Below are 14,355 nucleotides of genomic sequence, written 5' to 3'. Positions count from 1 at the left end.
AATTTGCGCTTGACCCTGTCGCGCTACCCCCTTAGGTGTCCCCGAGCTTTGGGCCCGTAGCTCAGTTGGTAGAGCAACTGACTTTTAATCAGTGGGTCACAGGTTCGAATCCTGTCGGGCTCACCAAGGCATTGACAGACTTCCGCGGAAGCGCGGGCCCGTAGCTCAGTGGTAGAGCAGTTGACTCTTAATCAATTGGTCGAAGGTTCGAATCCTTCCGGGCCCACCACCTCCTCCCAGACCTGAAATACCTTGGCAGGTATTTGCGCGCAGGCTCTTCACCGCAAACGTTTCACGTGAAGCTTTTGCTCGTGGCTCAGCCGCCGAGGCGGCCCCGCCCCGCAGGGCCAAGGCGCCCCTGCAGCGGCATCAGCCAGCGCCGTCGAGCGCGGCGAGCTCTTCTTCCGTCAGCACCCGCGAGCGGGTGAGGAAACGCTTCTCGCGCCCGTTGTCGAGGCTGAACATGCCGCCCCGCCCCGGCACCACGTCAAGGATGAGCTGGGTGTGCTTCCACACCGCGAACTGCGGCCCGGAGATCCACACCCTGGTTCCGTCGATCTCTCCAAGGCAGACATCCGTGTCGCCGACCTGAAAATCGCTCACCGGGTAGCACATCGGAGACGATCCGTCGCAGCATCCGCCCGATTGGTGAAACAGCACCTCGCCGTGATCGGCCCGGATTTCCGCGAGCAGCTGCCGCGCCGCCGCCGTGGCCGTCACCCGCGTGAAACGTTCCGTCCCGGGAAGCGGCCCATCCTCGGTCACACAGGAAATTGTGGTCTCGGTCATCGCGGCGATCCTCCCCATCTTGCCCCGGCAGCAAAGGTTGTCGGGGCGTCAAACGCAACCTAGACATTCGTGCCGAACCCGGATTCGGCCGCAGGAGACCGTCATGTCCGACTGGATCGACCTCACCCGACCGATGAATTCCGCCCTGCCCATCTACTCGGAAGGGCCTTACGCGGACCCCCCGTTCGCTACTGCGCGCTGGTCGGAAGTCGCGCGCGAAGGCTTCGAGGTATGGCAACTCTCGCTCGGAACCCAGACAGGCACCCATATCGACGCGCCGAGCCACTTCGTTTCCGGTGGGGCCTGCCTCGAGTCCCTCTCGCCTGCCGACTGCATCGGCCAGTATTTCCACCTGTCCGCCGCCGCGCTCGCCCGCGGTCATCCGCCAGACAGGTACCAGGGCGAAAGACTGCTCTTCCTCGATGCACATCCGGAGGTGGTCGCGAGCGAGGTCACGCTTCAGTCCCTTCTCGCGCTGCCCGCCCGCGTCTGGATCATGGCCGGGGCGTTGCGGATCCACAGCTCCGACCCGTTCCGACTGAACCGTGCCCTGGCGCAGGCCGGGCGGTTCCTCATCGAGGATCTCAACCCGTCCGAGCTCGCCCGCGTGCCGCCAAGAGGCGAGGCCGTTGCCCTGCCCCTCCGTCTCACCGGCGTCAGTGGTTCGCCCGTCCGTCTCCTCGTCCGGGGTCTCGATGCCTGAGAACACGCGCTTCCACGTCATCACCGGCGGTCCGGGGTCGGGAAAGAGCACGCTCCTCGCGCGCCTGGCCGACTGGGGCATTGCGCAATCCGACGAAGCCGGCCGCGCGATCATCCGCGACCAGAGCGCGATCGACGGCCCCGCCTTGCCCTGGCGGGACCGCGCGCTCTTCGCCGAACTCATGCTCTCCCGCGAGCTGCACTCCTACCGCGCTGCGGCAGCCTCTTCCGGCCCCGTGATTTTCGACCGCGGCATTCCCGACGTGATCGGCTACCTCCGGCTCGAAGGCCTTCCGGTCCCGCCCCATCTCCTGCGTGCTGCGGAGAGCTTCCGCTACAATGCCCGCGTCTTTTTCGCGCCGCACTGGCCGGAGATCTATCGAAACGACGCCGAGCGGCGGCAGGATCCCGAAACTGCGCGCCGGACCTGCGAGGCGATGATCGCGGTCTATGCCGACTGCGGCTACCGGATCGTCGAGCTGCCGTGTGCGCCCGTCGAGGTCCGTGCCGAATTCATCTGCAAGGCCCTTGCGTGAGGCCCGCTCAATCGACCGGTCGGTGGCGCCGCAGGAGCCGCCACTCGTGCCAGATCAGCACCATGACGACGAGATCGAAGATGGTAAGCAGGATCAGCCCGAGGGAATGGGTATAGCTGTAGCGGTAGAGCTGATAGGCGATGAACCCCGCCATTGCGACGAGCGAGGCCGGATAGGCGACGAGCTTTTCCCGCAGCAGCCCGACCACGAGCACGACCTTTATCAGCCCGTGGCTGACGAGATACCAGGCGTAGAAGGACTCGGTCGCCCCCGTAAGCCCCTGCGCCGCTGCCAGAAGATGCGTGGCGACGAAATCGCGCGGATCCTCCACCAGCTCCTCCCGGGTGAGGCGGTTCACCAGAGCGAGGATCTGCTGCGTGCTCACGAAATAGAAGAGCAGCCCGCCGGCGATCTCGATCAGCGCATGCAGCCCCTTGAGGATCACGCTCACGCGAAAGACCTGATGGATGCGGTTTTCTGAAAATTCCATGATGATGACCTGTGGCCGGGCAAGGGAGCGCGGCCCCCTCTTTCGCAGGTACCGCGCCCATCGTCGATGCCCCGGCTGCACGATACAGCGCTCTGCCGAGGCAGGGCGCGAGCGTCGGCCCCGCCGTCAATCCGCCCGGTAGATCGCCGAAGCGCGCCCAGAGCATGGAATCCGCCCGCACGACATCACTGAACGCCCCCTCGCCCGGATGGTCGAGGAGTCCGAAAAGCGTCCCGAAGAAAGCATGTTCCTCGAGCACACCCTCCGGCGTGCCGGATGGACAGACGGATCGCGCCGGCTGCAGACCCGGCGATCTTCAGGCACACCCTGCCGCACGAAAAAGGCCCGCCGCAGATACTGCGGCGGGCCGGATGTCGCGCGGGGCGCGAGAGATCAGAAGAAGCCGAGCTTCGAGGTCGAGTAGCTCACCAGCATGTTCTTGGTCTGCTGGTAGTGGTCCAGCATCATGCGGTGGGTTTCGCGGCCGATGCCCGACTGCTTGTAGCCACCGAAGGCCGCGTGGGCCGGGTAGGCGTGGTAGCAGTTGGTCCAGACGCGGCCGGCCTGGATCGCGCGGCCGAAGCGGTAGCAGGTGTTGACGTTGCGGCTCCAGACACCGGCGCCGAGGCCGTAGAGCGTGTCATTGGCGATGGAGAGCGCTTCGTCGGCATCCTTGAAGGTCGTGACCGAGAGGACCGGGCCGAAGATCTCTTCCTGGAAGATCCGCATCTTGTTGTGGCCGCGGAAGACCGTCGGCTTCACGTAGTAGCCGCCCGCAAGATCGCCTTCGAAGGTGTTCTTGCCGCCACCGGTCAGAAGCTCGGCGCCTTCCTGCTTGCCGATGTCGATGTAGGAGAGGATCTTCTCGAGCTGTTCGGAAGAGGCCTGAGCACCGATCATCGTCGCGGCGTTGCGCGGGTCGCCCTGGACGATCGCCTCGGTCCGGGCAATGGCGCGCTCGATGAAGCGGTCGTAGATGCTTTCATGGATGAGCGCGCGCGAGGGGCAGGTGCAGACCTCGCCCTGGTTGAGCGCGAACATCACGAAGCCTTCGATCGCCTTGTCGAAGAAATCGTCATCCTCGGCCGCGACGTCCTCGAAGAAGATGTTCGGGGACTTGCCGCCGAGCTCCAGCGTCACCGGGATCAGGTTCTGCGAGGCATACTGCATGATGAGCCGGCCGGTCGTGGTCTCGCCGGTGAAGGCGATCTTCGCGATCCGCGGGCTGGAGGCGAGCGGCTTGCCCGCTTCGAGACCGAAGCCGTTCACGATGTTGAGCACGCCCGGGGGCAGCAGGTCGCCGATGAGGTCGGCCCAGAGCATGATGCCGGCAGGCGTCTGCTCGGCAGGCTTCATCACCACGCAGTTGCCGGCCGCAATCGCGGGCGCAAGCTTCCAGGCCGCCATCAGAAGCGGGAAGTTCCACGGGATGATCTGGCCCACGACACCGAGGGGCTCGTGGAAGTGATAGGCGATCATGTCATCGTCGATTTCGCCCATCGAGCCTTCCTGGGCCCGGATGCAGCTGGCGAAATAGCGGAAATGGTCGATGGCGAGCGGCACGTCGGCGGCCATGGTCTCGCGGATCGGCTTGCCGTTGTCCCAGGTTTCGGCCAGCGCCAGAAGCTCGAGGTTGGCTTCCATGCGGTCGGCGATCTTCAGCAGGCAGCGGGCACGCTCGGCAGGCGAGGTCTTGCCCCACTTTTCGCGGGCGGCATGGGCGGCGTCGAGCGCGTCATTGATGTCGCTCTCGTCCGAACGGGCGATCTCGCCGATCGACATGCCGGTCACGGGCGAGGTGTTCTCGAAGTAACGGCCGGCGTTCGGCGCCTTGAACGTGCCGCCGATGAAGTTGTCGTAGCGCTTGCGGAACGGGCAAGCGGTGGCGGAATCGGCATCCGACTTGATGAGTTCTTCGGTGGACATAAATCCTCCCCCTATGTGTTGACGGCCAAAATCGGCCGCTGGAGCATGATGAGACGGGCCCGCTTCCGGAGACCGGATCGGACGGCGGTTCTTGGTGTGACGCGCCCCGTTCAATCAGCCGGGATTGCGCCTCGGGATCGTGGTTCAGTCTGCTGGTGGGCCGGGATCGGGCCTGGGCTCTGCCTCCGTGGCCTCTGCCGCGCCGCCTTGGCACCGTGCGTCGGCCAGTTCGTCGAGAACCCTCATGTCCGATCTCCTCCTGGGACCTTCCGATGGGCGCTGCCCACGACGGGGTTTATGGCACAGCCAAACGAATTCCTCATTTGCACCATGGTCGTACACCCAAGGTAGAGCCCCGCGCGGGCCGGCCCGGCAGCGGTTAGGGAGACTGTCCCAAATGGCTTGCCGCGCACGCGCGATGGCGCTTTACTGTGTCCAGGCCGAAAACGATGCGGTCAGGGAGGAAACATCATGTGCAGGATCTTTGCCGGTCAGGACCCTGACCGCTATGCACTGGTAACGCGCCGGATGCGGCTGAACGGCCAGAGCACCAGCGTGCGGCTGGAAAAATCGTTCTGGCGCATTCTCGATGGCATCGCCGCGGAAGAGGGACTCACCACGCCCGCCTTCGTCTCGAAGCTCCATTCCGAGGTGCTGCTGATCCATGGCGAGCCCGACAATTTCACCTCTCTCCTCCGCTGCACCTGCCTCGTCTATCTCGAAAGCCAGACCAACCTGATGGCCGCCGAATAGACCAAAGGCTGGCAGTACCGGGATACTACCAGCCGCGCCACCTTCAGGAGCTAACCTTTCCTCCCAAGATCAGAGCGATGAGGAGGGAAGATGGCGAAGGCCATTCACAGCATGATTCGCGTGCTAGACGAGGCGCGCTCGGTGGCATTCTACGAGAAGGCTTTCGGCCTCACGGTGGCGGACCGGCTCGACTTCGACGATTTCACGCTTGTCTACATGAGCAACCCGGAGTCGATCTTCGAGGTCGAACTCACGATCAACAAGGGCCGTACGGAACCCTACGACCTCGGCGACGGCTACGGGCATCTTGCCGTTTCCGTCGATGATGTCGTGGCCGAGCATGCCCGCTTCGAGGCGGAAGGGCTCGCCCCCCGCAAGCTCGTGGACTTCAAGAATGACGGCGCGCTGGTGGCGAAGTTCTTCTTCGTCGCGGATCCGGACGGCTACCAGATCGAGGTGCTTCAGCGGCAGGGCCGCTTCCAGTGACGGAAACGGGCCCGGAGAGGCCCGGACCGAAAGACCATAGGGAGGATACCATGAATAGCCAGACCAGCCGGGAGGGATTGACCCGGCGACAGCTCCTGTCGCGCAGCGCAGCCGTTGGAGCAAGCTTCGTCGTCGGTGCAGGCTTCGTCGCCGGCGCCGACGCCGCCTGGGCCCTCGAGACCCAGGCCCTCAGCCCCGAGTCCATGGCGGCGCTGATCCAGCTCGCCCGCGACATCTATCCCCACGACCGCATCCCGGACGAGAACTACGTGATCGCCGTCAAGGTCTATGACACCGCCGATGCCGCTCCGGCGATCGAGGCGGGCATCGCAGCCCTCGACGCCGTCGCCCAGGGCCGCGGCTACCCCAGCTATCTCGGCACGCCCTGGGAACGCGACCGCGTCGCGATCCTGCGCGAGATGGAGCTCAGCCCCTTCTTCCAGTCCATCCGCGGCGGGCTCGTGACCGGGCTCTACAACCAGAAGGCCGTCTGGCCGCTCTTCGGCTACGAGGGCGAGTCCTATTCCGAAGGTGGCTACCTCCACCGCGGCTTCGACGACATCAACTGGCTCTGAGCGCGGGGGAGAGAGAAAGATGACTGCACCCTTTGATCTGAGCGACGACAGTGTCGTCGTGATCGTCGGCACCGGTGCCGGCGGCGGTGTCCTCGCCAACGAGCTGGCCCAGAAGGGCGTCTCGGTCGTGGCGCTCGAGGCAGGCGGACGGTACCTGCCCGAAGACTACATCAACGACGAGTGGGAAAGCTTCGGGCAGCTCGCCTGGGTCGAGCCCCGCACCACCAGCGGCGACTGGCGCGTTGCGCGCGATTTCCCGAACCTTCCGGCCTGGATCGTGAAGGCGGTGGGCGGCACCTCGATCCACTGGGCGGGCGCCTCGCTCCGCATCCAGGACCACGAGTTCCGCGCCCGGACCGAGTACGGCAACGTGTCCGGCGCCAACCTGCTCGACTGGCCGCTGACCCGCGCCGAGCTCGATCCCTGGTATGACAAGGCCGAGAAGAAGCTGGGCGTCACCCGCACCAACGACCTGCCGGGCCTTCCGGGCAACAACAACTTCAAGGTCTTCGAGGCCGGCGCCAAGGCGATCGGCTATACCCAGGTCAACACCGGCCACATGGCGATCAACTCCGTCGAGTACGACGGCCGCATGGCCTGCCAGCAGACCGGCTTCTGCTTTCAGGGCTGCAAATGGGGCGCCAAGTGGTCTTCGGCCTACACCGACATTCCGCGCGGTGAGGCGACCGGAAATCTCGAGGTGCGTGCGAACTGCCACGTGCTCCGCATCGAGCACAACGAGCAGGGCCTCGTGAACGCGGTGGTCTACTCCGATGCCGACGGCAACGAGCAGCGCCAGAGCGCACGCATGGTCTGCGTCGCCGGGAACTCGATCGAGAGCCCGCGGCTCCTGCTCAACTCCGCTTCCTCGATGTTCCCCGACGGGCTCGCCAACTCCTCGGGCCAGGTGGGCCGCAACTACATGCGCCACACCACCGGCTCGGTCTACGGCGTCTTCGACAAGCCGGTGCGGATGTGGCGCGGCACTGTGATGGCCGGGATCATCCAGGACGAGGCGCATAACGACCCGTCGCGCGGCTTCGTCGGCGGCTACGAGATGGAGACGCTCTCGCTCGGCCTGCCGTTCATGGCCGCCTTCCTCGATCCGGGCGGATGGGGCCGCGAGTTCACGTCGGCGCTCGACAGCTACGAGAACATGGCCGGGCTCTGGATCGTCGGCGAGGACATGCCGCAGGAGACCAACCGCGTCACCCTCAACACCGAGGTGACCGATGCCTTCGGCATGCCGGTCGCGAACGTCAACTTCGACGATCACCCGAACGACATCGCGATGCGCAACTATGCCTACATGAAGGGGATGGAGATGTATGACGCGGTGGGCGCGACCCGCACCTTCCCAACGCCGCCCTACCCCTCCACGCACAACCTCGGCACCAACCGCATGTCCGAGAACCCGCGCGATGGCGTGGTGAACAAGTTCGGCCAGAGCCACGACATTCCGAACCTCTACGTCTCGGACGGCTCGCAGTTCACCACCGGTGCCGCCGAGAACCCGACCCTCACGATCGTCGCCCTCGCCATACGGCAGGCCGATCACATCGCGGGCGAGCTCTCGAAGGGCAACCTCTGAGGCGCAGGCCTTCTACTGCAGGTCGCCGAAGGCGGCCTGCAGACGCCCGACGGCTTCCTCGACCCGGCTGCGCTGGGTGCCGAGATTGAAGCGCATGAACCCCGCCCCGCCCGTGCCGAACACCGGCCCGTCATTGGCCGCGATGCGGGCATCCTTGCGGATCCGCGCGGTAAGCTCGGGCGGCTCCATGCCGGTGCCGCGGAAATCGACCCAGGCGAGATAGGTCGCCTCGAGCGGCATCATCGAAACGCCGGGGATCGCATCGACCCCTTGCTTGAAGACCCGTGCGTTCTCCGCGAGATAGGCGCAAAGCGCGTCGCACCAGGCATCGCCGCCGGAATAGGCCGCCGTCACCATCACCGCGCCCAGCCGGTTGACCGAGGTGCCGGTCGCGCGGTGCGCGACGTCGAACCTCTCGCGCAGGGCCTTGTCGGGAATGATGACATTGCCCGTCAGCCCGCCTGCGATGTTGAAGACCTTGGTCGCCGCGGTCAGCATGATCAGACGGCCGAGATGCTCCGGCGCGGCAAGCGGCATCGGCATGTGACGCGCGCCCGGCATCACGATGTCGTGGTGGATCTCGTCGGAAACCAGCAGGAGATCGCGCTCGGCGCAGAACTCCGCCACCGCGCGCAGCTCCTCCGGCGTCCAGATCCGCCCGCCGGGATTGTGCGGCGAGCAGAAGACCAGCATCTTCTCGTCACCCTTGAGCGAGGCGGCAAGCGCCTCGAGATCCAGCTGGAAGCGTCCGTCGGCATCGAGGCGCAGGGGCGACTCGTGGATCCGCATTCCGTTCGCCTTCAGGATCTTGGCGAAGGCATGGTAGACCGGCGTGAAGAGGATCACGCCGTCGCCGGGCTGGAGATAGGCCCGGAGACAGATGGCGAGCCCGGCCACGATGCCATGCACGGTTGCGATCTGCTCGGACGCGACGGTCCAGCCGTGGCGGCGCTCCATCCAGCCGATGATCGCGTCCTTGTAGGGCTTCTCATCGCCGAAATAGCCGTGCACCCCGTGATCCGCGAGCCGATGCAGCGCGTCGTTCACCACCTGCGGCGCGCGGAAATCCATGTCGGCCACCCACATCGCCAACCCGTCCTCGGCCGAAACGCCGAACCCGGGCCCCATGTCGTCCCACTTGGCGCAGGAGGTGCCGTGGCGGTCTATCACTTCATCGAAATCGAACATGAGTGCTCCTCGCGCCGGTCCAGGCGCCCGCTGGTCAAATCGGTCGGCGCCATGGGTGCGGCTCCGCTCTGTCTTGTCAAGTCTCCGGCCATATCCTAGATGGCTCACATGACGACACGCCCGATCCTCATCATTCCCGAGCCCCGCCTGCGGAAGGTCGCAGACCCGGTTCCGGCTATCGACGACAGCATCCGTGCCCTGACGCAGGACATGCTCGAAACGATGTATGACGCGCCGGGCATCGGCCTTGCCGCGCCCCAGATCGGCGTGATGAAGCGCGTCTTCGTCATGGATTGCGCCGGGCAGGACGATCCGCCGAACCCGATGGAGATCATCAATCCCGAAATCCTCTGGCGCTCGGAAGAGCTCGAAACCAGCGAGGAAGGCTGCCTCTCGATCCCCGAGATCTACGAGGAAGTGACCCGGCCGGAGCGGGTGCGGCTCCGCTGGCTCGGGCTCGACGGCGAGATCCACGAGCAGGAGTTCGGCGAACGCTGGGCGGTCTGCATCCAGCACGAGATGGACCATCTCGACGGCAAGCTCTTCATCGACTACCTCGGCCCGGTGAAACGGCGGATGATCATGTCGAAGATGAAGAAGCTCAAGAAGGAACGCGCGCGGGCCTGAGCCCCGGCGCGGTGTCCCGTCTTCTGCCTGGCCACCGCCGCCGGGATGACACTCTGCGGGGGACGCACATGCGCCTGATCTTCATGGGAACGCCCGATTTCTCGGTTGCCGCGCTCGATGCGCTCGTCGCGGCGGGCCACGAGATCCTCTGCGTCTATTCCCAGCCGCCCCGCCCCGCGGGCCGCGGCAAGAAGCCCCGCCCGAGCCCGGTCCAGGCCCGCGCCGAAGCGCTCGGCCTGCCCGTGCGGCACCCGGTCTCGCTCAAGGGGGCGGAGGCGCAGGCCGACTTTGCCGCGCTCGGGGCCGATCTCGCGGTGGTGGTCGCCTATGGCCTCATCCTGCCGCAGGCGGTGCTCGATGCGCCCGCGCGCGGTTGCCTCAACATCCATGCCTCGCTGCTGCCGCGCTGGCGGGGGGCGGCGCCGATCCAGCGGGCGATCATGGCGGGCGATGCCGAGACCGGGGTCTGCATCATGCAGATGGAGGCAGGTCTCGATACCGGCCCCGTCCTGCTGCGCGGGAGCCTTGCGATCGGACCGGAGGATACCGCCGGAGACCTGCATGACCGGCTTGCCGGGCTCGGGGCGACGCTCATCGTTGCGGCGCTCGCGGAGCTCGACGGGCTTCGGCCCGAAGCCCAGCCGGAGGCGGGCGTGACCTATGCCGCCAAGATCGACAAGGCCGAGGCGAAGATCGACTGGAGCCGGAGCGCGGCCGAGATCGACCGGCAGATCCGCGGGCTCTCGCCCTTTCCCGGCGCCTGGGCGGAGATCGGCGGCGAGCGGGTGAAGCTGCTCCTGAGCACGGTCGCGGACGGATCCGGCCCGGCGGGAACCGTGCTCGACGACGACCTCAGGGTCGCCTGCGGCACGGGGGCGCTGCGGCTGCTCCGGCTTCAGCGCGCGGGCAAGGGGGCGATGGCCGCGAGGGACTTCCTGCGCGGCTTCCCGGTTGCCGCCGGGGACCGCCTCACTTGAGGCGGGTGCGTCGCGGGGTGCTGCGGTAGACCGGCAGGCGCCAGCCGAAGGCAAGGCTTCCGGCCCGGAGCAGGAAGGTCACCACCGCACAGATGAAGACCGAAAGCAGGGCCGAGCCGGTGAGGCCGAGCGCGAGCACGCCGGTGAGCGCACCCGCGAAGGCGGCTGTGACATAGACCTCGCCCTGTTTCAGGACCAGCGGCACCTCGTTGCAGACCACGTCGCGCATGAGCCCGCCGAGACAGCCGGTCATCACCCCCATCACCAGCTCGATCGGCCAGGAGGCGCCGAGATTGCGGGCGGTGAGCGCCCCGGCCGAGACGGCGATGGCGAGCGCCACGGCATCGAGCCAGAGCAGCGGGCGGTAGCGCGATTCGAGGAGATGGGCGCCGAGGTAGACCATCCCGGCGGCGATGCAGACGATGACGAGATAGACCGGGTTTGCGACCCAGAACACCGCATCCCGGCCCAGGATCACGTCGCGCACGGTGCCGCCGCCGATGCCGGTGAGGGCGGCGACGAAGAGAAAGCCCACGATGTCGAGCTGGGCACGGCTCGCGACGAGGCCGCCGGTGAGGGCGAAGACGAAGACGGCGGCGAAATCGAGGAACTGGGCGAGGGTCACGGCTGCGCCCCCTGAGCCGACTTCCGCGCGGGCTTGAAGGGCGCCATGCCGGCGCGGGCGAGCTCGTCGGCGCGCTCGTTCTCGGCATGGCCCGCGTGGCCCTTGATCCATTTCCAGGTCACTTCGTGCCGGCCCTGGGCCTCGTCGAGGCGGCGCCAGAGATCCTCGTTCTTCACCGGCTTCTTCGCCGCGGTCTTCCAGCCGTTCTTCTTCCAGCCGTGGATCCAGCGGGTGACGCCATCGCGGACATAGACGCTGTCGGTCACGATGGTGATGGGGGTCGCGCGGCCGAGCGCCTCGAGGGCGGAGATCGCGGCCATGAGCTCCATGCGGTTGTTGGTGGTCTGGGCCTCGCCCCCCGAGAGCTCGCGGGATTTCAGCACCGTCTCGCCGTCGCGGGCGAGGAGGAGCACTCCCCAGCCGCCGGGGCCGGGATTTCCGGAGCAGGCGCCGTCGGTATAGGCGAAATAATCGGGCATGGGTCTCGGGCCTCGCGCGGTCGGGGTCGGGGCCCGGTGATAGCCTCTGGGCTCTGCGGCGGAAAGCCCCGGAGGCGGGGAAAGACGGCGGCCGTCCCGGCGTGAAAATGGGGCGTTTCACCGTGAAAATCGAAAAACGCCGCTGAAATCATTGGATTTTCGTAGTTAACATATCATGAATCGGCCCTCCGGGGCGGAGGCCCGATCCGGCGGGCCGGCTCGATCCTGCCGGGCGGTTCGAATGCCGGCACTGCGCCTCTCGCCGCGATCCGGCGCGGCGATACCCGGAAGCGGGATCGTTCGGGGGGGCACGCCGGTGGCGCCGGGCCGCAGGTGGCCCCGCGTCAGGCCGGGACGCGGAGGACGCGGGGGACCTTGAACTCGATGTCTTCGGTCGCGGTCTCGACCTGGCGCTCGGTCACGTCGTAGCGGGACCGGAAGGCCTCGATCACCTCCTCGACCAGCACCTCGGGGGCCGAGGCCCCGGCCGTGATGCCGACGGCGCGGATGCCTTCGAGCGCGCGCCAGTCGATATCGGCGGCCCGCTGGACGAGCTGGGCGTAGCGGCAGCCCTCGCGGCTGCCGACCTCGACGAGGCGCTTGGAATTCGAGGAATTGGGCGCGCCGATCACCAGAAGCGCGTCGATCAGCGGCGCCATCGCCTTCACCGCCTCCTGGCGGTTGGTGGTGGCGTAGCAGATGTCTTCCTTGTGCGGCCCGATGATCGCGGGGAAGCGGGCGCGGAGCGCGGCGACCACGGCGGCGGTGTCATCGACGCTGAGCGTCGTCTGGGTGATGTAGGCGAGCCGCGCCGGATCGCGGGGCGCGAGATGGGCGACATCGCCGGGTGTCTCGACCAGCATCACCTCACCCTCGGGGAGCTGGCCCATGGTGCCGATCACCTCCGGGTGGCCGGCATGGCCGATCATCACCATCTGGAGGCCGTTCTCGTGATGGCGCTCGGCCTCGATATGGACCTTGGAGACCAGCGGGCAGGTCGCATCGACATAGAGCATGTGCCGCCGCTCGGCCTCGGCGGGCACCGATTTCGGCACGCCATGGGCGGAGAAGATCACCGGCCGGTCGGGCGGGCACTGGTCGAGCTCCTCGACGAAGACCGCGCCCTTGTCGCGCAGCCCGTCCACCACGAAGCGGTTGTGAACGATCTCGTGGCGCACGTAGACCGGCGCGCCCCATTTCTCGAGCGCCATCTCGACGATCTTGATGGCGCGGTCGACACCGGCGCAGAAGCCCCGGGGGGCGGCGAGATAGAGGTCGAGCGGTTCTGGCATGGCTTCCCTACATGGGCTCGTCCGGAGGGCCGTCGCGGGCCCCCGGGGCAATCTTCACTCCGGGCCGATGGCCCGCACATCCGTTCCTCAGGCGGCGTCAATATAACGGCGCAGCGCCGCGATGACAGCCTCGAACATCGGTTTGCTCAGGCGGCCCGTGTTCACGTTGTAGCGCGAGACATGGTAGCTGTCGAAGACCGCATGGCCGGCGACCCGGTGCCGGGCGCCATGGGCGAAGGGATGGGCGCCGGCGCGCGCGCCGAGCGCCGCGATCAGGCTTTCATGCGCGACGCGGCCGAGGCAGAGGATGGCGCAGAGGCGCGGCAGGGCGGCGATGCGCGCGGCGAGATGGCCGCGGCAGGTGCGGATCTCCGCCGCCGTCGGCCGGTTGCCGGGCGGCAGGCAGCGCACCGCGTTGCTCACCATGCAATCGTGAAGCTCGGGCGGGTCGCCCTCCCGCGCAAAGCCCGCCGCGGCGAGGGCCGGAAAGAGCAGGCTGCCGGAGGCATCGCCGACGAACGGCAGGCCGGTGCGGTTGGCGCCCGCGAGGCCGGGGGCGAGGCCCAGCACGAGGAGCCGCGCCGACGGGCTCCCGAAGGAGGCCACCGCGCCGTTGAACCAGCCGGGATGCGCCGCGCGGATCGCGCGGCGATGTGCGACGAGCCGGGGGCAGAGATCACAGCCGGGCAAAGGCTCCGGCGGCAGGCTCAATCGTTGTCGTTGTTCTGATGTGATCCGCTGTCGCCCCGCGGCGGGCGGCCGATGACTTCGCGCAATTCGTCGAGCTCGATGAAATTGTCGCTCTGGCGGCGCAGTTCATCGGCGATCATCGGCGGATTGGTGCGGATCGTGGAAACAACCGATACGCGAACGCCCTGACGCTGCAGCGATTCTACCAGCGGGCGAAAATCGCCGTCGCCGGAGAAGAGCACGATATGATCGACATGGGGGGCGATTTCCATGGCATCGACCGCAAGCTCGATATCCATGTTGCCCTTCACCTTGCGCCGGCCGCTTGAATCGGTGAATTCCTTGGCCGGTTTGGTGACCATCGAAAAGCCGTTGTAGTGCAGCCAGTCAACGAGCGGACGAATGGGCGAATATTCTTCCGTCTCGAGCAACGCCGTATAGTAGAAGGCACGCAACAGCTTGCCGCGGCGCATGAATTCCGTACGCAGCAGCTTGTAGTCGATGTCGAAGCCCAGTGCGCGTGCAGCCGCATACAAATTGGCGCCGTCGATGAACAACGCGAGTCGTTCGTCACGGTAGAACATGCGCCAACTCCCTTTTTTCCCTGTGGTGTGGGGCAGAGAGCACAG

The 14,355-nt window shown here is 66.8% G+C and carries 17 protein-coding genes and 2 tRNA genes; 10 read left to right on the top strand and 9 right to left on the bottom strand.

Going from position 1 to position 14,355, the window contains the following annotated elements:
* Positions 1 to 50: 50 nt before the first annotated feature.
* Together ACF66B_RS12685 and ACF66B_RS12680 are read left to right on the top strand one after the other, a co-directional pair.
* Positions 51 to 126 (top strand) — tRNA-Lys (locus tag ACF66B_RS12685).
* A 28-nt stretch (positions 127 to 154) separates the two neighbouring features.
* Positions 155 to 229: transfer RNA gene (locus ACF66B_RS12680), tRNA-Lys, on the top strand.
* Positions 230 to 369: 140 nt separating this feature from the next.
* On the opposite strand, the gene ACF66B_RS12675 is transcribed toward ACF66B_RS12680, so the two are convergent.
* Positions 370 to 789 carry a DUF779 domain-containing protein gene (locus tag ACF66B_RS12675; RefSeq protein WP_111429328.1) on the bottom strand — a complete coding sequence of 140 codons (420 nt, stop codon included), beginning with the start codon at positions 787 to 789 and terminating at the stop codon, positions 370 to 372.
* A gap of 103 nt (positions 790 to 892) precedes the next feature.
* Between ACF66B_RS12675 and ACF66B_RS12670 the strand changes: the two genes are divergently transcribed.
* Together ACF66B_RS12670 and ACF66B_RS12665 are read left to right on the top strand one after the other, a co-directional pair.
* Positions 893 to 1,492, top strand: a complete 600-nt coding sequence (locus tag ACF66B_RS12670) for a cyclase family protein (protein ID WP_111429329.1) — start codon at positions 893 to 895, stop codon at positions 1,490 to 1,492.
* Entirely contained in the window at positions 1,485 to 2,027 is a 543-nt protein-coding gene (locus tag ACF66B_RS12665; RefSeq protein WP_111429330.1) for an AAA family ATPase, read from the top strand. Before ACF66B_RS12670 ends, ACF66B_RS12665 begins: the two co-directional genes overlap by 8 nt.
* Before the next feature lie 7 nt (positions 2,028 to 2,034).
* Here ACF66B_RS12665 and ACF66B_RS12660 read toward each other — a convergent pair whose 3' ends face one another.
* The gene (locus ACF66B_RS12660; protein ID WP_111429331.1) at positions 2,035 to 2,517 is read right to left on the bottom strand and encodes a DUF2127 domain-containing protein; all 483 of its coding nucleotides are present in this window, start codon (positions 2,515 to 2,517) and stop codon (positions 2,035 to 2,037) included.
* Positions 2,518 to 2,910: 393 nt separating this feature from the next.
* On the bottom strand, positions 2,911 to 4,443 hold the full coding sequence (gene adh, locus ACF66B_RS12655) for an aldehyde dehydrogenase (protein ID WP_111429332.1): 1,533 nt from the start codon (positions 4,441 to 4,443) through the stop codon (positions 2,911 to 2,913).
* A gap of 471 nt (positions 4,444 to 4,914) precedes the next feature.
* On the opposite strand from adh, the gene ACF66B_RS12650 reads away from it, so the two are divergent.
* The 4 genes from ACF66B_RS12650 to ACF66B_RS12635 all read left to right on the top strand — a co-directional run bounded on the left by ACF66B_RS12650 (position 4,915) and on the right by ACF66B_RS12635 (position 7,848).
* Positions 4,915 to 5,196: a ribbon-helix-helix domain-containing protein gene (locus tag ACF66B_RS12650; protein ID WP_111429333.1), complete on the top strand. Its 282-nt coding sequence runs from the start codon at positions 4,915 to 4,917 to the stop codon at positions 5,194 to 5,196.
* Positions 5,197 to 5,286: 90 nt separating this feature from the next.
* A complete protein-coding gene (locus tag ACF66B_RS12645) occupies positions 5,287 to 5,682 on the top strand; it encodes a VOC family protein (RefSeq protein ID WP_111429334.1) in 396 nt (131 codons plus the stop codon).
* Positions 5,683 to 5,732: 50 nt separating this feature from the next.
* A complete protein-coding gene (locus ACF66B_RS12640) occupies positions 5,733 to 6,257 on the top strand; it encodes a Twin-arginine translocation pathway signal (RefSeq protein ID WP_111429335.1) in 525 nt (174 codons plus the stop codon).
* A gap of 19 nt (positions 6,258 to 6,276) precedes the next feature.
* Positions 6,277 to 7,848, top strand: coding sequence for a GMC family oxidoreductase (locus tag ACF66B_RS12635; protein ID WP_111429336.1), 1,572 nt, complete (start codon positions 6,277 to 6,279; stop codon positions 7,846 to 7,848).
* 12 nt (positions 7,849 to 7,860) lie between these two features.
* On the opposite strand, the gene ACF66B_RS12630 is transcribed toward ACF66B_RS12635, so the two are convergent.
* Positions 7,861 to 9,036: a MalY/PatB family protein gene (locus tag ACF66B_RS12630; RefSeq protein WP_111429337.1), complete on the bottom strand. Its 1,176-nt coding sequence runs from the start codon at positions 9,034 to 9,036 to the stop codon at positions 7,861 to 7,863.
* Positions 9,037 to 9,144: 108 nt separating this feature from the next.
* Here ACF66B_RS12630 and def point away from each other — a divergent pair, with 108 nt between their 5' ends.
* Positions 9,145 to 9,663 (top strand): peptide deformylase, encoded by a 519-nt coding sequence (gene def, locus ACF66B_RS12625; protein ID WP_111429338.1) that lies wholly within the window; start codon positions 9,145 to 9,147, stop codon positions 9,661 to 9,663.
* A gap of 68 nt (positions 9,664 to 9,731) precedes the next feature.
* A complete protein-coding gene (gene fmt, locus ACF66B_RS12620) occupies positions 9,732 to 10,640 on the top strand; it encodes a methionyl-tRNA formyltransferase (RefSeq protein ID WP_111429339.1) in 909 nt (302 codons plus the stop codon).
* Here fmt and ACF66B_RS12615 read toward each other — a convergent pair.
* The 5 genes from ACF66B_RS12615 to ACF66B_RS12595 form a co-directional block, all read right to left on the bottom strand.
* Positions 10,633 to 11,265 (bottom strand): trimeric intracellular cation channel family protein, encoded by a 633-nt coding sequence (locus ACF66B_RS12615; RefSeq protein ID WP_111429340.1) that lies wholly within the window; start codon positions 11,263 to 11,265, stop codon positions 10,633 to 10,635. The genes fmt and ACF66B_RS12615 overlap by 8 nt on opposite strands.
* Positions 11,262 to 11,744: a ribonuclease HI gene (rnhA, locus tag ACF66B_RS12610; protein ID WP_111429341.1), complete on the bottom strand. Its 483-nt coding sequence runs from the start codon at positions 11,742 to 11,744 to the stop codon at positions 11,262 to 11,264. The genes ACF66B_RS12615 and rnhA overlap by 4 nt, the downstream gene beginning before the upstream one ends.
* Positions 11,745 to 12,088: 344 nt before the next feature.
* Complete coding sequence (gene ispH / locus ACF66B_RS12605) at positions 12,089 to 13,036, bottom strand: 4-hydroxy-3-methylbut-2-enyl diphosphate reductase (protein WP_111429342.1); 948 nt, start codon at positions 13,034 to 13,036, stop codon at positions 12,089 to 12,091.
* A gap of 87 nt (positions 13,037 to 13,123) precedes the next feature.
* Positions 13,124 to 13,747: a uracil-DNA glycosylase gene (locus tag ACF66B_RS12600; protein ID WP_111429343.1), complete on the bottom strand. Its 624-nt coding sequence runs from the start codon at positions 13,745 to 13,747 to the stop codon at positions 13,124 to 13,126.
* A complete protein-coding gene (locus ACF66B_RS12595) occupies positions 13,744 to 14,310 on the bottom strand; it encodes an NYN domain-containing protein (RefSeq protein ID WP_111429344.1) in 567 nt (188 codons plus the stop codon). Before ACF66B_RS12595 ends, ACF66B_RS12600 begins: the two co-directional genes overlap by 4 nt.
* Between the last annotated feature and the right edge of the window lie 45 nt (positions 14,311 to 14,355).

The organism is Amaricoccus sp. B4 (assembly GCF_043226085.1).
GTDB lineage: Bacteria > Pseudomonadota > Alphaproteobacteria > Rhodobacterales > Rhodobacteraceae > Amaricoccus.
The sequence above is the reverse complement of the archived record's forward strand: the minus strand, read 5'-3'. Positions and strand labels throughout refer to the sequence as shown.